Origin of the sequence: Mesorhizobium sp. CAU 1732 (assembly GCF_039888675.1) — a bacterium.
Lineage (GTDB): Bacteria > Pseudomonadota > Alphaproteobacteria > Rhizobiales > Rhizobiaceae > Aerobium.
Window position 1 is genome coordinate 1,960,879 of the sequence record NZ_JBDQQR010000001.1, and the last position, 16,514, is coordinate 1,977,392.

A 16,514-nucleotide genomic window follows, 5' to 3' on the forward strand; every position below is an offset into this window, starting at 1 on the left:
ATCGGCTGTGAGTAGTCGTTCTCCAGTCGATGCCAACCCTTCAGGATGGTCTACCAGCTAGGCGACTTTTTGGTTGCTCTCTACTAGATGCAACGGCACTGTCGCCTGCGGCAGTTCGTGGATCGTGACGCTCGGACACACCTTCCGCGCGAGGTCGCACAGGTGCCGATGATGGGTGAAGTAGACCACCTGACCCACCTTCGCCATCCCCGCGAAGAGACGAAAGGCCTCCTCTGCACGGAAATCGTCAAAGGTCTCCATGATGTCATCGGCAAGGAATGGCACCGGGTAATGCGAAGACGCGAACTCATGATATCCAGCAACGCGAAGCGCAAGATAGAGCTGGAATCGAGTTCCCTTCGAAAGCGCTGACGCAATTTTCGATCCGCCATCTGCGCTCACGGCGACCAACATCTCGGTGTCCTTGTCAGGCTGGGTCGCAAGCCCTCTGTAGGCACCCCTGCTGATCGTATGGAACGCCTCAGATGCCTGAGCCATCATGGAACTCCGATGGCGCTCCCGGTAAATGCGGAGCGCTTGCTCGGCCGCCGCGACTCCAATCCGGAGCTTCAGATAGCGGACAGCCTTCTCTTCGATCTCGAGTGACACAGTCCGACGACGCTCTTCGATCCGAGCGACGGCATCGTCATCTCCTATCGCATTGACCGCGTCTGCCGCCTTGCTGTGTTCGGTGAACAGTTCTCGGCTCCGTTGATCCTGATCCTCGAAACGGCCTTTGAGTTCTGCCGCCTCCGTTTCAAGGGCTGCCCGATCAGTGTTCTCGAGAGACTTTTCAGCTTCGTCGAGGGTAGGTGATCCAACAGCGTTTATGATGTCCGCCGCAGCGGAATCAGCTTCATCCCTGAGCGTAGCTCGCTGCTCCAGCTGCCGCAGCACGACACCGATGTCCGAGAGCGAGGGCACGCCAAAGAACTGGAGGAGTTCTGCCTTCCGTCGTCCATGGATCGCGGCGGCGTCAGACAACTCGCGCTGCTTTTCCCTCGCTACCTGGACGGCCTGCTCTTTCTCAAGGCGGCGGTTCCTGGCGGACTCGGCCTCGCGAATGCGATGTTCTATCGCCGCGGCGAGATCCAGCGGAGCCGACTGCTGTGCGGGGATGCTCAGTTCATCAGCGAGGCGGCCCACCTCGGCAGTGAAGTCGCCTTGGTCCCGCTCCATCTTCGCGACCCGATCCGCCAGCCCGCTCTTCTTCTCGATGAAGGAGCCGAGATCGCCGACCGCTGACAGGATTTCTCGAACGTCCGCCACCGGCCGCGGGCCTTCGCCGCCCAGCCACGACGTGGAGCACGCCGCCGTCCATTCGGATGTCCACCGCCGATCGTCCGCGACGGCTTCCTTATGGATGCGCTCGCGGTCTCCCAGTTCCCGCGCACGGTCTTCGAAGTCTTGCCGGAGCCGCTTGATTTCGGATGCCCGGTCGACGACGGCCTGCGCAGACACTGCGAGCGCCTCGAAGCTGGCGTTCGGATCATGCGACACGCCACAGGCGGCCAAAGCGGCCTTCAGGCGGTCGCCAACGGCTGCACCATCGGCCTTCGCCGCTGCCCGGTCGCGCTCGACTGCACGAATTGAAGACAATGTTTCAAGAGCGAGATCGCGCGAGTCTAGCCAAGACTCAAGCCGTTCGGGGGACGTGTCTCCCCGGAAGCCCGGCGTGATGCGCAAGAAGGCCTCGGCGATTTCGCCGTTGAAGCTTTGGAGGTGCGTTTTCGCGGCTTCCAGGAGCTCTTCGGCGCGGGCAATGTCTGCGTCCAAGACAGCAGCGGCTTGAAGGCCTTGATGAAGTCTCGCAAGTTCATTGACATGCACGAGGCGGGCGTTCGTTGCGAGGTCGTCGCGCCGGAGGGTATTTTCAAAGACGTCGGCAGTGCTCTCGTCCAATTTCCGGCGATGCTCTGCCCATGCCTGCTCGCGGGCCGCCCGAACGGTACCAGCTTCGTGGTCAGTCACCACGCCTGCGACGGCTTCCAACGCATCGAGTTCGGCGGTCAGGTGCTGCCGGTCCGATGCCAGACGCTCAACCTCCTGCTGGTGGCGCTCGACCGTCTTTCGAGCCGTTGCCAGGTCAGCCTTCCACTGTTTGACGGTAAACTTGTCCGGCACCGCCATCTCGAGAAGTTGCTGTGGGTCCCCGGTCCATGGTGTCAGGCCCCGCAGCCTCGTAGACAGCGTCTCCTGATGTGAGGCAAGCGCACGGTCAGCCAGTCGCAGACGGACGCGGTGGTCGTCGGCTCGCAGCGCGGCCAGCGCAGTCGCGAGACCTGCCATGACGGCGTCGCTGTCGGGTGTGACGACTGTTCCTTGTCCCGCTGCCTCGAGCTTCTCTCGAGCCTCGTCCAAACGACGCCGGGCGCCTGAAACCTCGCCTTCAGCCGACCGGAGCGACGACGTTACGCCGGAACGGCTCTCGATAAGTTCGCGGAGGGAACCGATCACGGACGTCCGGAGAACCAGCCGTGCTGGATCGGTCTCATCTTCCCGGCCAATCCGACGCAGAATTCCTGCGATCGCGGCGTCGGCCTCACGTATCTGCAATCGACGCTCGGGAATGTCCTTCGCCGCGGTGAGATAGCGAGCCCGCAGGTCAGGCAGCCGCGACGCGCGTTCGGCAAGCCTCAGTGCAACATCGTCGACGGACTCCTTCTCCAACTCCGACACGAGTTCATTGATGTTCTCGACTGCGCTTTTCGAACGCGTCGCCAGCTCGATCTCATCTTTCTGCAGCGTTGCAAGTTCCTCTGCCACTCCGATAGGGGCCTCCGGCAGGGAATCAAGGGGAGCGAGCTTCTCACGGACGGTTCGCAGGGTCGTCAGGCGCGGTAGCGCCGCGAGCAGACGTTGAATCTCGTCGATCCGCGACTGAATTCGGCCGCGGGTGGCGATCGTTTCTTCATACTGTGACGAAGCACTTTCTCGCGCCCCGACCAACTGGGCATATCGGCTGGCCAGCGTGTCGATCTTTGTTCGCTCGTCTTTGAGGGCCTCTAGCTGACTCTTCAGTTCGCCGAGTTCTCCGCTCCGCGCTCGCTTCTTGTAGAAGCCGTCGGCCTCCGTTCTCAGGTCGCCAAGCCGATGGCTCAGGTCAGCCAGGCCAGCACTGGCCGAAAACAGGAGCTCGCCGAGATCGCCTTCGCTCGCCAGGATGCTTTCGCCGCCTGCTTCCAGCGTGTCGTCGTCGAGCGAGAACATGGTCCGGTACGACTCCCGATCGATGCCTCCGAAATCACCGCGCAGCACGGCTTCGGAAATCGGCTGGTCATCCGCATCGAGGAGGCTGTTCTGTGGGCGCTTGATACGAAAGACTTCCCGCTCGCCCGTAGATAGCTCCAGAGCCGCGCCGAGCCGCATCGAAGGATAAGAATGCAGGAAGCCATAGGGGCTACGCGTCTCGATGCCGAACAGGAGGTCGAGCACGCCGGCAAGTGCTGTCGACTTCCCGGCTTCGTTCGGACCGTACACGATGTGCAGGTCCGGGCTGCCTTTGGTGCGCTGGCCGAAGTCGATCACGTGATCGGTGAATTTGCCGTAGCGGGTGAGATCAAGACGACGAATACGCATCAGGCGGCCTCCACGTCCGAGTCGGCATGCAGGCGTGCGACTACGTTGTCCGCGCCCTCATTCAGCAGGTCAGCAACGACGATGTCGAAGGCGGCCTCGTCCTCTCCAAGTATGTGTCGGCATTCCGGCGGCAGCTGTCCTCTCAGTTCCTCGGCGACGTCGAATGCCGCAGCCTTGAACGCATCCGAGCCTGCTACCTCGTCCGAGATCAGGCGCCGCAGCTCCGCCAGCGGATCTCCGGAATCGACCAGCGCAGCCGAGGGCGGTTGGCACTGGACCTCGAGTTTTTCGACCCAACAGCGCCCGACCGTGGATGCCCGGTCATCGGCTTCGGCTTTGAGGAGATCTATGTCGCGCCGCATGCGCCAAGCGAGGGGAGTGGTGCCCGTCAGGCGGACGCGCGCAACCAGGTGATCGGAAGCGGCATCCGTCCGGCTCCGCTCCAGCGCCCTTCCGATTTCCCGAGCAAGGCCGATCCAGTCTTCAGTCTGGCTCGTATCAACTTCAACCCGTTCGAACTGCGCGACGCTCGTGAAACGCTCTTCGATCCGGACTGACAGATCGTCGGTGACGGTCACGAGTGATACCGACTTGACGCCGGCTTCGTTGATGTCGCGCCCCTGCGGCATACCGGGCATGACCACGGTGCATTTCCCTTCGAATACCGATCGTTTGTGGATGTGACCCAGTGCCCAGTATTGGAAGCCCGTCGCCTGGAGGTCGGCGAGGCTGCATGGGGCATAGGGATTGTGGCCACTCGATCCAGAGAGGCTGGTGTGAAGGATGCCGAGGTTGAAGGCGCCCTCGATCGCGGGCTTGTACTTGCCGACGAGACTTTCAGGTGCCTGCGGCTCGGCAAAGCTCAGGCCATGAACGAAGACGGGGAAGTCGCCTCGCGCTCTCTCGACCGCAATGGCTTCGGCCCGCCCGCTGAACACCTTCACCGTTTCCGGAAAGACCAATTCCTTCGTGATCTGCGAGACGGCGTCGTGATTGCCCCTGATGATGAAAACACGAATGCCCGCTTCGTGCAGCCGACGCACCTGTTCCGCGAGAAACCGCGCCGTCTTCATCGATGTCTGCTCGCCGTCGTAGAGATCGCCAGCCAGCAGCAGCGCGTCGACCTGCTCTCGAAGGCAGAGATCAATGACACGCACGAATGCCTGCCGGGTCGCATTCCCGATCAGGTCGGCGAGTTCCGGGCTTCGCATAGCCAAAGATCTGAGCGGAGAATCCAAATGGATATCCGCCGCGTGAACAAATCGATACGCCACTTACCCAACCTCCCGCTCCCAATCAGCTGCCGATGATTCCCCAAGGAACCGTACGTTTGCATGCCATAGCGGTGTTGGGTGCCAATTCCTGTCATGTGTCCCCAGGAAACTGCGCTGTTAGATGAGAAGGGAAGGATGGAAGGCGGCGCGCGGTGCTTTTGGCGGGTCCATGTTCCAAGAAGCGTAAATTCCGCAGTATTCGGGAGTAACCGCCACTAGCTACCGGATTCGCGTTTTCTCTCTGGCAACAAGCATCCGCGAAGGGTGGAACCTTGCCGTCTGGATTGACTGCCGGATGTGTAAGAATTTCGAAAACCGATCTGGGCATTTTTCCCGCAACGTCGTCGACAGGAGCGGTGCTTCGGTCATCACGTGCATGGTTTGGGAGATATCATGGCAGGCGAAATATTCATCTCGATGACTGGCGACCGAAATGAACTCTGGGCGGAATGCCTGCAGCGGAACCTGGTCGCGCTTGGTTTCGACAGGCCGTATTTCGAGGCATGGCATGGAGGAGACTACGAAGGCTATCTGGCGCTCGAACGGGCGGCGGCGCCTGCGGGTTCTCTCGACGGAGACATCAAGGCTCGCGCGACACTCTGGTTCAATCGCGCCACACGGCTCACGGAGAGCGAAGGTGACGTCTGGTTGCATCGCGACGGCAACAACCTTTATTGGGCTGAAACCACCGCGGATGCGCCAGTGTTCGAGCCCTACGATGATCAGGTGATGATCGCGAAGCCGGTCGGCGGATGGTTACGGCGAAACAGGAAGACCGTCGCCCTCACATGGAATTCAATACACCCGAAAGCCAAGGACTACCTGGTCACGCAACAGGCGATCTTCAGGGTCGCGAACGAGGACATGAAGGCCTACCTGCGTGCGCTGATCGAGGGTTCTAGTCTGGACGCGTGGCACACACGTCCGGACTGGAGGGAGCGGCTTGGGGAGGGCAAGGGCAAGTCGCTTGGAAAGAACGTTGAGCTTTCCGAAATGGCGATAACCCGCATGATTTTTTCGATCAGGGACACCGTCAAGAATTCGAACGGTCAACTCGTTCTGAAGACCCTGAAGGACAAGAAACTCCTATGCTCGGAAGCGGAGATGCGGTCCCATCTCGCCGATCTTATGAAGAGCCAGCAGGGACTCTGTGCGATCACGAAGCTCCCGATGCACCTCGACGGACAGGACGGTTTTGAGCACGACATGCTGGCCTCAGCTGATCGCATCGACAGCAATGGTCATTATGCAATCGGGAACGTCCAGCTGGTGTGCCGATTTGTGAACTTCTGGAAGTGTGCCCAGGAGAACGGCCGATTTGTCGAGCTCCTGAACCGTGTCGTAGCCCGGCGCGTATCCGAAGGGGTCACGGCGTGTGGAGAGTTAGCTTCATGCACTTAAGCGCATCCTGACTGGCTGGGTGCCTCTCAGACCCAGCCTGTTATTTGGGGCGGTTGCTACCGAACGGTGGACCGATCTTTGAAGTAGCCCTCCCGGCATCCGACCCACCATCAAGCATAAGGAAGCACGATGTACCGAATCCGACCTGATACCGGGGAGATCTTTGAGCTCGAGGTCTTCGAGGGCGGGACTTACGCGGGCGCGGATCCGTCGTTCGGCAAGGAACGCCATCACCTCAAGAATCGCGTGGTTTTCCGCTCTTTGGACGAAGTTCGTGCAGCATGGCTCAAGGGCTGGCCTATCTGGATGCGAGGAAGGACTACAGCGCACCGAAACCTGGTGAGCAAGGGCATCATTGACGCGCCGGCCCCGAGAGAGAATCCGAATGTCGTTCGCTCTCCTCGCGCGCCCATGCCGACGGAAAGTGTCAAAGCCGAGCCTCGCGAAGCGTTCGGCGACGAGGCGTCGGTCGCTTCGCTAGATCTCGACCGCTTCATGACGCTCCTGCACTCGATGACCGTCGACGAGTTGGAGAGCGAAATCGAGCGCCCACGTCGGCTCCTTATCAGCAGCCACAGTAGTGCGGGCACGGAATTCTCCGTCGCTTGGGCCCCGTTCGAGTACGTTAACCCGACAGCTCGGATCGTGATCATTGGGCTGACGCCGGGCCGAAGGCAGATGCGGGATGCCTTGTTCGAAGCCCATCGGGCATTGCGGGAGGGAGCTGGTTTGAGCGAGGCAATAGCTCGGGCGAAGGTTTACGCCAGCTTCGCGGGGCAAATGCGGTCGAATCTCGTAAAGCTTCTCGATGCCACCGGCGTGCCTGACACCCTCGGCATTAAAACGTCAGCCGCCTTGTGGTCGGAGCACGCGGCCATGGCGCATTTCACCTCGCTGATCCGTTATCCCGTCTTTGCGAATGGGGACAACTATGGCGGCACACCCGATCCGAACCGAGTTCCTTGGTTGATTCGGAACGCGAACATATGGCTGGCGGAGGAACTTTACCAGGTTCGGGGCGCGCTCGTGGTGCCGATGGGCGAAAAGGTATCCAGTGCGGTTTCCGAAATAGCCAAGCGGGCAGGGATCGATGGTTCCAGGATTCTCGATGGCTTCCCTCATGCAAGCGCGGCCAACAACGGTCCGATTTCTCGGTTTCTCGGCGCGAAAGGTGAAGCCGACCCGTGGCGGAGGCGGTTCCGTTCCGTCCGGACGAAGTTGGAACGGCTCCGCGCGTAGGCCGTGAGTGGCCGCCTATCGTCCCGGCGCTCGTCTGTCTGTAATGACGTCTTCGAACTCCGTCCTTGTCTGTTGACCGCGTTCTTCTCGTAAAGAGCCGTATGTCGCCAGTCGTTCAGGAACGTCATGACTTGTGGCGGTTCGAGTGTCTGAAGGCAAAGGATCATGAAGCAGACAGATAGGGAGCTTAACGCAACCAACGCTTCTGAAGTGCGGAAGAGTATTTCCGAGGCAATTCCACGTTGTCTAGGTTATCCGAAACATGTCATGATTTCGATTAAGTACCCATAGGGGCGGGGCGCAAGCATGGAATGGCTTCTGATCGGCGCGGCTTTGGCCGCCTGGCTGATCTATCGGGGACGCAGGCAGAGGCACGCGGAAGCGTCAACGCGGGAACTCAGTGAACTCGCGCCGGAGCGAATTGCCTTTGGCGGCAGCCCGCCCGCAAGACGGACCAGCCAGCCTTGGAGCGACCCTCGATCTCACCCCGATCCGCGTTTCACTGAAGGCTCCAACCAGTGGGAGCGACGGCCTGCACCGGAGCCGCGTTTTGCCGACAACAGGCATCCGCACCGAACCCCCACCAGATGGATACCTCCCGGAGAGGGCGTCCGCGTGGCAGGCTTCTCAATTGACGCAGGCATGCTCTATCTCGGCGGCTCGTTTTCCGGACGAGGTGGTGCCGAGAACTGTCTAGTTGATCCCACCTGCGAGGTGGCGAAATCCGGAAGCGATCCCGAAGGGCGCACGCTGCCCTATTGGCCCTCGTATCAATCGATCTCTCCAACAGCGCGCCGAACGTATCTCCAGTGGCTCACGGCCGGAAGAAACGACCCGTCGATAGGCATCGGCTATGTCTTCATCTTCTTCTACGGCCTGGAACGTCGCCTCTTTGTCGACGGGGCAAAGGACGAAGCGGCTGTCCTTATTGAGGAAGTGCGGCGCCTGCTGGCGCTCCACGGAGAGAACTATTCCTTCAAGAGCTACGCGACGAAATTCCTCGACGCCGCCGAACTCGTCCGTGGCCCGGACATCTACCGTCCCGCGTTGTCGCCCGATCTGCGAAACGGCTACGAGATGCCGCTATCCGTGCGTTTGTATCTCGGCCGAAAACTTGCCTCCAAGGAACCCTTCGACAGCAGGGATTCACTCCTATGGGTGCTTTCGTTGCCTGACACGAACCTGCGTACTCCTGCCACGCGATGTTTTGAGGAACTCGTCGAGCTCTGGCACATCCGCTTCGCGGTTAGGCACCCTGAAGGGCTCAAGGTAAATGCCCCGAAGACCCGACTGAAGCTCGACTACCGTGCCGCCAGCGGCGGTTTCGAATGCAGGCTGGACCTTTCGGACAGCGCGGGACCGTTGCCGGACATCACGGCGATCTCAGCCCCGCTGGACGGCTTGAGGGATATCCTCAACTCCTGCACCGAGGAACTCGCCTCTTACAGCCGGCTGCTCGGGAGGACGCCGGAGGCGAGGGGAACGATCGACGCCGCCTTCCTCCTGCCGAGGGAATTGCTGACGTCGCCCTCTGTGATGGGAACGGCCGTTGTAAAGCGCCTCGAGCATCTGTTCGGTGGCCGAAACCTGGCCGCGGTCAGGTTCCCGCAGCTGGCAGCGGCGCTGGGTCTCCACCATGATACAGCGGGGAAGTTGTCGGCTGGGCTGTGCAACCAGATCGGAGCGTTTCTCGACAAGCTGGACATAGGTTTCGAGCCGGATCGCCGCTACGGCTCTCGCAATCTCGACGCCGAGAGTCGGATGCTGCTTTTCAAGGCCAAGGGCGGCGCGCCCGTCGATGCCGCCGCGCCGGCCTACGTCGCCGCTCGCGCAATGGTCGACGTGGCAGCGCTCGCCGCCGCCGCCGACGGAAAGGTTGAAGCCAGTGAGTTCGAAGCCATCAAGGCGGACATCCGCGCATTCCCGGGATTGGGCGGCGTGGAACGGGGCAGGTTGATGGCGCATGCCAGCACGCTGCTGACGGACGTTCCGGGTCAGCAGTTGGCCATGCAAAGGATGCGCCGGATTACGCCTGGTGCGCGTGATCGCGTGATTCGATCCGCAACGTCCGCGATTCTCGCGGATGGTCACGCGGGTCCGGACGAGGTCAAGTTCCTCGAGCGCCTCTACAAGTCCTTGGGTCTTCCTGTCGAGGACGTGTATTCGGTGCTGCACCGAGGTTCTGTGGTGGTGGACGAACCCGTTTCCGTCGTGCCGGAACAGCGATCGAGCGGGACTCCGATACCCCCACGTCCATCGGCCAAGTCAGGGGCGGGCCTTCAGATTGACCAGGCAAGACTTGCCCGGATCAGGTCAGAGACTTCGGCGGTGTCGGAATTGCTGGCTGGAATCTTCGTGGAGGAGGAGCCGGCTCCAGTGCCTCCGGCTCCGGTGCACGACGAGAATGCTCAGAATGGAAACCGCCGCTTCGAAGGGTTGGATGCTGCTCATGCTGGCCTTCTCTCGAAGCTGCTGACGGCGGGCGAAATGGAGCGTGCAGATTTCGAAGAGGCTGCGCGTGGATTTCGGCTGTTGCCGGACGGCGCGATCGAAACGATAAATGACTGGGGCTTTGAACGCTTCGACGAGCCGTTGATCGAGGGCGATGACACGATCTCGATCGTTGAACACGTCAAGACAGAACTGCAGGGGGCGGAAGCAGCGGAATGACAGAGCGAGCAATCAGGCCGCGGGACCGCGACGTTATCCTTCAGGCGTTGGCCGCGGGCGTAGTGCCACGAACCGGGTTGCGTCACGTTCAAGTAGGCCGCGCTGCCGAGGTGGGCGCATTGGTCAGGGACATTGACCGTCTGTCGGACAGCGGCGCTGCGATCCGCTTCGTCATCGGTGAATATGGCGCCGGAAAAACTTTCTTCCTCAATCTCGTTCGCCTGATTGCCCTGGAGCGTAAGTGCGTGACCATTCATGCAGACCTTGCGCCCGACAGACGCATCCACGCCTCGGCTGGGCAGGCGAGGGGCCTCTATGCAGAGGCTGTCCGCAACATGGCGACGCGCACAAAGCCCGAGGGTGGCGCGCTAGCAAGCATCGTCGAACGGTTCGTGACCGACTGCATGAACGAAGCAGGGAAGAGGTCCAAGCCGGTGGAGACCGTCATCGATGAGCGGCTCGCCCAGCTGCAAGAACACGTTGGAGGCTATGACTACGCCACGGTGCTCAAGGCGTATTGGCGCGGCAGCGAGGATGGCGACGAGGTCCTAAAGGCATCGGCGCTTCGGTGGTTGCGCGGAGAGTACTCGACGAAGACGGAAGCTCGGCAGGCGCTCGGCGTTCGCAACATCATCGACGACAACGACGTATATGACGCGCTGAAGCTTTTGGCGGCGTTTGTGAGGCTGGCAGGGTACTCCGGGCTGCTCGTGGTCTTCGACGAGATGGTGAATCTCTACAAGCTGCAGAGCAGCCAGGCGCGCAACCAGAATTTCGAACAGATCCTGCGGATGCTCAACGACGTGCTGCAGGGAAACTTCGCTGGGATCGGGTTCGTTCTTGGCGGTACGCCGGAATTCCTCATGGACACGCGACGCGGCCTCTACAGCTATGCTGCCTTGCAGTCGCGCCTGGCCGAGAATTCATTTGCGCGGGATGGTCTCATTGACCTGTCCGGCCCGGTCCTGCGGCTTCAGAACCTCACTCCGGAGGACCTGCTGATTCTGCTTTCGAACATCAGATCGGTGTTCGCGCACGGAGACCCCGCAAAGCACCTTGTCCCCGACGATGCTCTTCCCGCATTTATGGAACATTGCAACAGGCATGTCGGTGAGGCCTACTTCAGGACTCCTCGCAACACGATCAAGGCGTTCGTCCAGTTCCTCGCGGTGCTCGAGCAGAATCCGGGAACCGATTGGCGCGAACTCGTCGGAAAGGTGGACGTGGTGGCCGACGCCGAGGCGTCTCGTGATGCCGAAACGGAGGATGGCGAAGGCGGCGGGGACGAGGATCTTGCCTCCCTCAGGCTCTGAAGCGACAACGGGCTTCGACCGCCTCCACCCTGACATCCGTCGCTGGATTTGGGAGCAGAAGTGGGAGGAGCTCCGGGACGTTCAGGATCGCTCGATCTCAGCCGTGCTCGATGGTGAAGGCGACCTCCTGATCGCCGCGTCAACGGCTGCTGGCAAGACCGAGGCCGCGTTCCTTCCCATCCTTACGAAAGTGGCTGATCGGGAAGCAAAGGGCTTCTCTGTCCTCTATGTCAGCCCGCTCAAGGCGCTGATCAACGACCAGTTCCGGCGGCTCGACCAGCTTTGTGAGAGGCTTGATATCCCTGCTGTGCGCTGGCACGGAGACGCGCCGCAGTCAGCGAAACATCGTGCGCGGCAGAACCCTCGCGGGCTGATCCTTATCACGCCGGAATCCATCGAGGCGATGCTGATCCGCCGCCCCGGTGACGCGAAGACGATGCTCGGAGCAATCGATTTCGTCGTCATAGACGAACTCCATGCTTTCCTGAAAGGACCGCGAGGCCTGCATCTGGCGAGCTTGCTGCGGCGCGTGGACCGCCTTTCTGCAAAGCCCGCCCGCAGGATCGGACTCTCGGCGACGATCGGCGACCTTTCCATCGCCGCCGCATGGCTCAATCCTGCAGAGCCGAAATCGGTGACCATCGTCGAGTCATCTGCGGACGCGCCCGAGTTAAAGCTCCAGATTCGAGCCTATTCCGATCCAGATGACGTCGAAGACGTGGACGGTCTCGAGACCGAGGAAAAGATAGTGGCGCTCGATCTCATTGCCGACCATCTCTATTCTACGCTGCGCGGCGCCAACAATCTGGTGTTCGCCGGGTCACGAAAACGCGTCGAGGCGCTCGCCGACAGGCTGCGGACGCGATCTGAGGCGCGTACGGTTCCAAACGAATTCTTTCCGCATCACGGCAGCCTGTCGAAGGAGCTTCGAGAGGAACTCGAAGACAGGCTGAAGAAGGGCGGTCTGCCCACGACAGGCGTCGCTACAACGACGCTGGAGCTCGGCATCGACATCGGCTCCATCAAGTCCGTTGCTCAAGTCGGGGCCCCAAGATCGCTGGCGTCATTGCGCCAGCGGCTGGGCCGCAGCGGTCGCCGGCGCGGCGTGCCTGCCATCCTTCGGATGTATGTGCGCGAGCAGGACCTTGGCAAGGACGCAGACCCCTTGGATCACCTGCGGCTGGAGACTGTTCGCGCGGTTGCCGCCGTTCGCCTTCTCGTCGCGAAGTTCGTTGAGCCGCCGTCGATAGACAGCGCGACGGCTACCGTGGCGCTACACCAGACACTCTCGGTGGTCACCCAGGAGGGCGGGGCGAGGGCAGACCGCCTGTTCGACATCATCTGCTCTGCCGGCCCGCTTTCCGCGCTCCGAAAGGGTGACTATGTCGAACTTCTCCGCGGCATGGCCTCTCCCGAGCAGCGTCTTCTGGAGCAGGCCCCCGATGGCACCATCATGCTTGGGGAGATCGGCGAGAGGCTGACGGCGTCCCGCGATTTCTACGCCATCTTTTCGACCGACGAGGAATGGCGGCTGGTGTCAGGAGGGCGGACGCTCGGCACCATCCCGATCTCGAACCCCGTCGGTGTCGGCGTAGTCATAGCGTTCGCGGGTCAACGATGGCGCATCACGACTGTGGATGACCGTAGCAAGGTTCTCGAAATCGAGAGGCACCGCTCCGGCAAGATCCCCAAGTTCGACAACCTTATGAACGAACCCGTGCATGACAGACTGTCGGCGGAGATGCGTTCGGTGCTGCAGGGGGACGACATTCCCGCCTATCTCGATCCCGCGGCCAGGCATTTCCTCTTCAAGGGTCGAACGGCCTACAAAGACCTCCAGCTTGACGAGACCAGGTTCGTGCCTGCAGGCAAGGACACTCACGTTTTTACCTGGAGAGGCACTGAGACCAACTCGGTTCTCGCCTTCACCCTCGTTTCAGCGGGCCTGGATTGCGCCTTTCACGACGTTGGCGTGACGGCGATCGAAACGACGCCTGACGAGGCTGCTGCAATCGTCCGTCAGGTCGCCGACAACCCTCCGGACATCAGTTCGATCGCGGAATTCGTGGAGAACCTGCAGGTCGCGAAGTTCGACGAGATGGTTCCTGTAAGCCTGCTAAGGCGCCTGTGGGCGCGGGCGCATGCGAGCCTCGGAGACGATCTTTGTGCGATGGCCCGGGAGCTGATTGCCTAGACCTATCGCGGTTTTCGGTGCTGCATTGTCCGCAGCCATCGTCTTTCTTGCACACACATACCGGCTGTTTACCATGCGCCAAATACAGGTTTGACGGCCAGGCGATCGTTCTATATTTGTTCCGTCATCATGACCCAGGCACATCACCTCATACGCTGATCGATCGCGCCGCCGCCTTTGCGGCATTCGGTTGCCCGTAGCGTATGGAGTGTAACGTGACTGTCCATGTTGAGGTAGAAATCCAGTCATTGCAGAGCGTTCGCGATTCCGCGTCCCCCTTGCGATTTGAACCGCTCGGGACTGTTCGGTGCGCCGGAACGCCGCTATTTAGAACCCAGCTCGCCCGTGATCTCGGTTGCTTGCTGGACGTCGACCCTGATGTCGTTTCCTGGAAGTGCCTACCCGTGCTCCTGCGGGACGGAGCGAAAACCCATGTCCCTGATTTCCAGGTCGTAAGAGGGAATGGCACCTGCTTCCTCGATGCGGTCGATCCCGCAACCCCGCAATGCGGTGACTGGATTGACGAGGTTGCGACCCGCGTCGGCAATCGGCGCGAGACTGCCTTGGATGCGGAAATCCGGTCAGGGGCCAGGCTCGTCAATGCCCGCGATCTCCTTCGTTACGCAAGATGGCGCTGTCCCTTGGGCGATCGCATAAGGCTGCTTGCCGCCTTGGACGAGAACAGCTCCATGACCGTCGCGGAATGTCTTCCTGCCTTTCGGGAGACACCGCCGATAGCGGGGCTGTCGTCGCTGATCCTGCACCGCTTCGTTGAGATCGATCTCGATGAAACGCGGATTGGCCCCGAAACGCAGGTCCGGCGCAGCCACGGCTGACTTCTAGCGCGACGAGCGCTCTCTTCGACAGGTAGTCACGATGACAAAGCTCCATCCACTTCAGGCGCTCGCCGGAGGCAATGACGCTGAATTCCGGCGCAAGCTCTATCGCTATCTCCCGCGTTTCCTTGCGTACTGCTCCATCATGCATGCGTGCCGTCCGGTCTGGCAGTTCCGGGCCTTCGAGCCTGTCGTGCTGGGCCTCGTGTTGCCCGATGGGGCGGATGCCAACGCCTATGAAGACGCGGCGCGGTATGCCGCTCATGGTCCGGCCGTCACGACGTATGCTGGCGGTCTGGACGGCACCGAAGTCCGATTGAAGACCAGCGACCGAAAGCGGTCCTCGGACGCCGAACTTTCAGGGGCGCTGGCCAAGAAGTCGCGCGTGATCCTGGTGGCCCAGGACGCTGCCAGCGTGCCGGAGACCTTCCGTATGGCGGCCGACGCGGTCATCGAAATCGGGCCGATTCAGCCGCGCCACGTCATCGCGGGGGCAAAGCTCTGCCTCGGCCTCACGGTCACGGCGGAACAGGCCGGATTCATTGCCACCGTGCCGCTAGATGTCGTCGCCGTCGCGCTACGAAGGGGCAGGCCCGTGACGAAGGCGATCGACCTGATGAAGAAGGCTATGCTGCCGAAGCTCCGGGATTTTTCCGGGCCAACACTGGATGACCTCCACGGTCTCGGCGAGGCAGGCGACTGGGGGCGTGAACTGGCTATCGATCTCGCGGACTGGCGATCAGGCAAGATCGGCTGGGAAGACGTCGATCGCGGCGTTCTCCTGAGCGGACCGCCCGGGACGGGCAAGACCACCTTCGCGGGCGCTCTAGCGCGCACCTGCGATGTCCATCTCGTGCTCGGGTCGATCGGCCGCTGGCAGGCCAAAGGCCACCTCGGCGACATGTTGAAAGCGATGCGCGCAGCATTCGACGAGGCCCGTAAGAACGCACCGTCCATTATCTTCCTGGACGAAATCGACGCAGTCGGCGATCGCGAAAAATTCAGCGACCACAATTCGCAGTACTGCACGGAGGTCGTCGCCGCGCTGCTCGAGTGCATCGATGGAGTGGAGGGCCGCGAAGGCGTCGTTGTTGTCGGCGCGTGCAACCACCCGCACAGGCTTGATGCCGCGCTCCTCCGAGCCGGCCGCCTCGACAGGCACGTCCGCATCCCCTTGCCTGACCAGAAGGGGCGGGAGGGCATCCTCCGCTGGCACCTGCAGGGCCTCCTTCCCGGCGCGAACCTGTCGGGCATCGCGGCGAGGACGGATGGCTGGAACGGAGCCTCGCTCGAGCAGCTGGTCCGCCAGGGCAGACGTCGGGCGCGACGGGCACGGCGGGACCTGACACTCGAGGATCTCGTGGCCGAGCTTCCCGTTCGCGTTGCGATCCCGGAGGACCTTCGCCGGAGGTCGGCTCTTCACGAAGCGGGGCATGCCGTCGTTTGCCTTGTTCTCGACGTTGGCGATCTCGTCTCGGTCACCATCGCCAGCACCCTCGCGCCGACCGTAGGCGAACTTCAGGATGGTGGGGGAGTATTCATCCGGCAGCGGCCGATGCGGGAACGCACGCGGTCGCAGTTGCTCGACGACATCTGCCTTCGGCTGGGCGGCCTAGCGGCTGAGGAGGTCACATTGGGCGACCGCTCGGCGGGAGGCGGCGGGGGGCGAGGATCCGACCTTTACGACGCGACCCGATCTGCGCTGACGGTCGAAGCTTCCTACGGCCTCGGCGAAGGCTTCGCCTACCTCGCTTCCGAGGACGAAGACGAACTGTTCAACGCCCTCCGGTTCGATCGTTTCCTGCACGCGCGAGTGGACAAGGTGCTGGGCGAGCAGTTCACCCGGGCGAAACGCATTGTCGGGACTCATCGCCATGAGGTCGAGCGGATCGCGGAGGCGCTGCTCGTCAGGGGGACACTCTCGGCGGATGAAATCAGCGATCTGTTGAATCAGCAACCGCGGCTGAGGCTGGTCGACGATGCGGAGATGAAGGCGGGCTGAGAACCG

9 protein-coding genes are annotated in these 16,514 nt (G+C 61.7%); 7 read left to right on the forward strand and 2 right to left on the reverse strand.

The window, feature by feature from the left end; genetic code table 11:
• Positions 1-57 precede the first annotated feature (57 nt).
• Both AAFN55_RS09600 and AAFN55_RS09605 read right to left on the reverse strand, forming a co-directional pair.
• On the reverse strand, positions 58-3,579 hold the full coding sequence (locus tag AAFN55_RS09600) for an AAA family ATPase (RefSeq protein WP_347798622.1): 3,522 nt from the start codon (positions 3,577-3,579) through the stop codon (positions 58-60).
• On the reverse strand, positions 3,579-4,853 hold the full coding sequence (locus AAFN55_RS09605) for a DNA repair exonuclease (RefSeq protein WP_347798623.1): 1,275 nt from the start codon (positions 4,851-4,853) through the stop codon (positions 3,579-3,581). Before AAFN55_RS09605 ends, AAFN55_RS09600 begins: the two co-directional genes overlap by 1 nt.
• Before the next feature lie 393 nt (positions 4,854-5,246).
• Here AAFN55_RS09605 and AAFN55_RS09610 point away from each other — a divergent pair, with 393 nt between their 5' ends.
• The 7 genes from AAFN55_RS09610 (at position 5,247) to AAFN55_RS09640 (ending at position 16,508) form a co-directional block, all read left to right on the forward strand.
• Positions 5,247-6,254 carry a hypothetical protein gene (locus AAFN55_RS09610; RefSeq protein WP_347798624.1) on the forward strand — a complete coding sequence of 336 codons (1,008 nt, stop codon included), beginning with the start codon at positions 5,247-5,249 and terminating at the stop codon, positions 6,252-6,254.
• A 129-nt stretch (positions 6,255-6,383) separates the two neighbouring features.
• Positions 6,384-7,493 (forward strand): hypothetical protein, encoded by a 1,110-nt coding sequence (locus AAFN55_RS09615; protein WP_347798625.1) that lies wholly within the window; start codon positions 6,384-6,386, stop codon positions 7,491-7,493.
• A 306-nt stretch (positions 7,494-7,799) separates the two neighbouring features.
• Positions 7,800-10,163, forward strand: coding sequence for a TerB N-terminal domain-containing protein (locus AAFN55_RS09620; protein ID WP_347798626.1), 2,364 nt, complete (start codon positions 7,800-7,802; stop codon positions 10,161-10,163).
• The gene (locus tag AAFN55_RS09625; RefSeq protein ID WP_347798627.1) at positions 10,160-11,476 is read left to right on the forward strand and encodes an ATP-binding protein; all 1,317 of its coding nucleotides are present in this window, start codon (positions 10,160-10,162) and stop codon (positions 11,474-11,476) included. The genes AAFN55_RS09620 and AAFN55_RS09625 overlap by 4 nt, the downstream gene beginning before the upstream one ends.
• Complete coding sequence (locus AAFN55_RS09630) at positions 11,457-13,670, forward strand: DEAD/DEAH box helicase (protein WP_347798628.1); 2,214 nt, start codon at positions 11,457-11,459, stop codon at positions 13,668-13,670. The genes AAFN55_RS09625 and AAFN55_RS09630 overlap by 20 nt, the downstream gene beginning before the upstream one ends.
• 215 nt (positions 13,671-13,885) lie before the next feature.
• Positions 13,886-14,506 (forward strand): hypothetical protein, encoded by a 621-nt coding sequence (locus AAFN55_RS09635; RefSeq protein WP_347798629.1) that lies wholly within the window; start codon positions 13,886-13,888, stop codon positions 14,504-14,506.
• A gap of 193 nt (positions 14,507-14,699) precedes the next feature.
• Positions 14,700-16,508: an AAA family ATPase gene (locus AAFN55_RS09640; protein WP_347798630.1), complete on the forward strand. Its 1,809-nt coding sequence runs from the start codon at positions 14,700-14,702 to the stop codon at positions 16,506-16,508.
• Positions 16,509-16,514: the final 6 nt, after the last annotated feature.

What these genes read in the sequence shown, in the direction of transcription:
- AAFN55_RS09615 (WP_347798625.1), top strand. Translation starts at nt 6,384, where the DNA reads ATGTACCGAATCCGACCTGATACCGGGGAGATCTTTGAGCTCGAGGTC.
- AAFN55_RS09600 (WP_347798622.1), bottom strand. Translation starts at nt 3,579, where the DNA reads ATGCGTATTCGTCGTCTTGATCTCACCCGCTACGGCAAATTCACCGAT.
- AAFN55_RS09620 (WP_347798626.1), top strand. Translation starts at nt 7,800, where the DNA reads ATGGAATGGCTTCTGATCGGCGCGGCTTTGGCCGCCTGGCTGATCTAT.
- AAFN55_RS09610 (WP_347798624.1), top strand. Translation starts at nt 5,247, where the DNA reads ATGGCAGGCGAAATATTCATCTCGATGACTGGCGACCGAAATGAACTC.
- AAFN55_RS09625 (WP_347798627.1), top strand. Translation starts at nt 10,160, where the DNA reads ATGACAGAGCGAGCAATCAGGCCGCGGGACCGCGACGTTATCCTTCAG.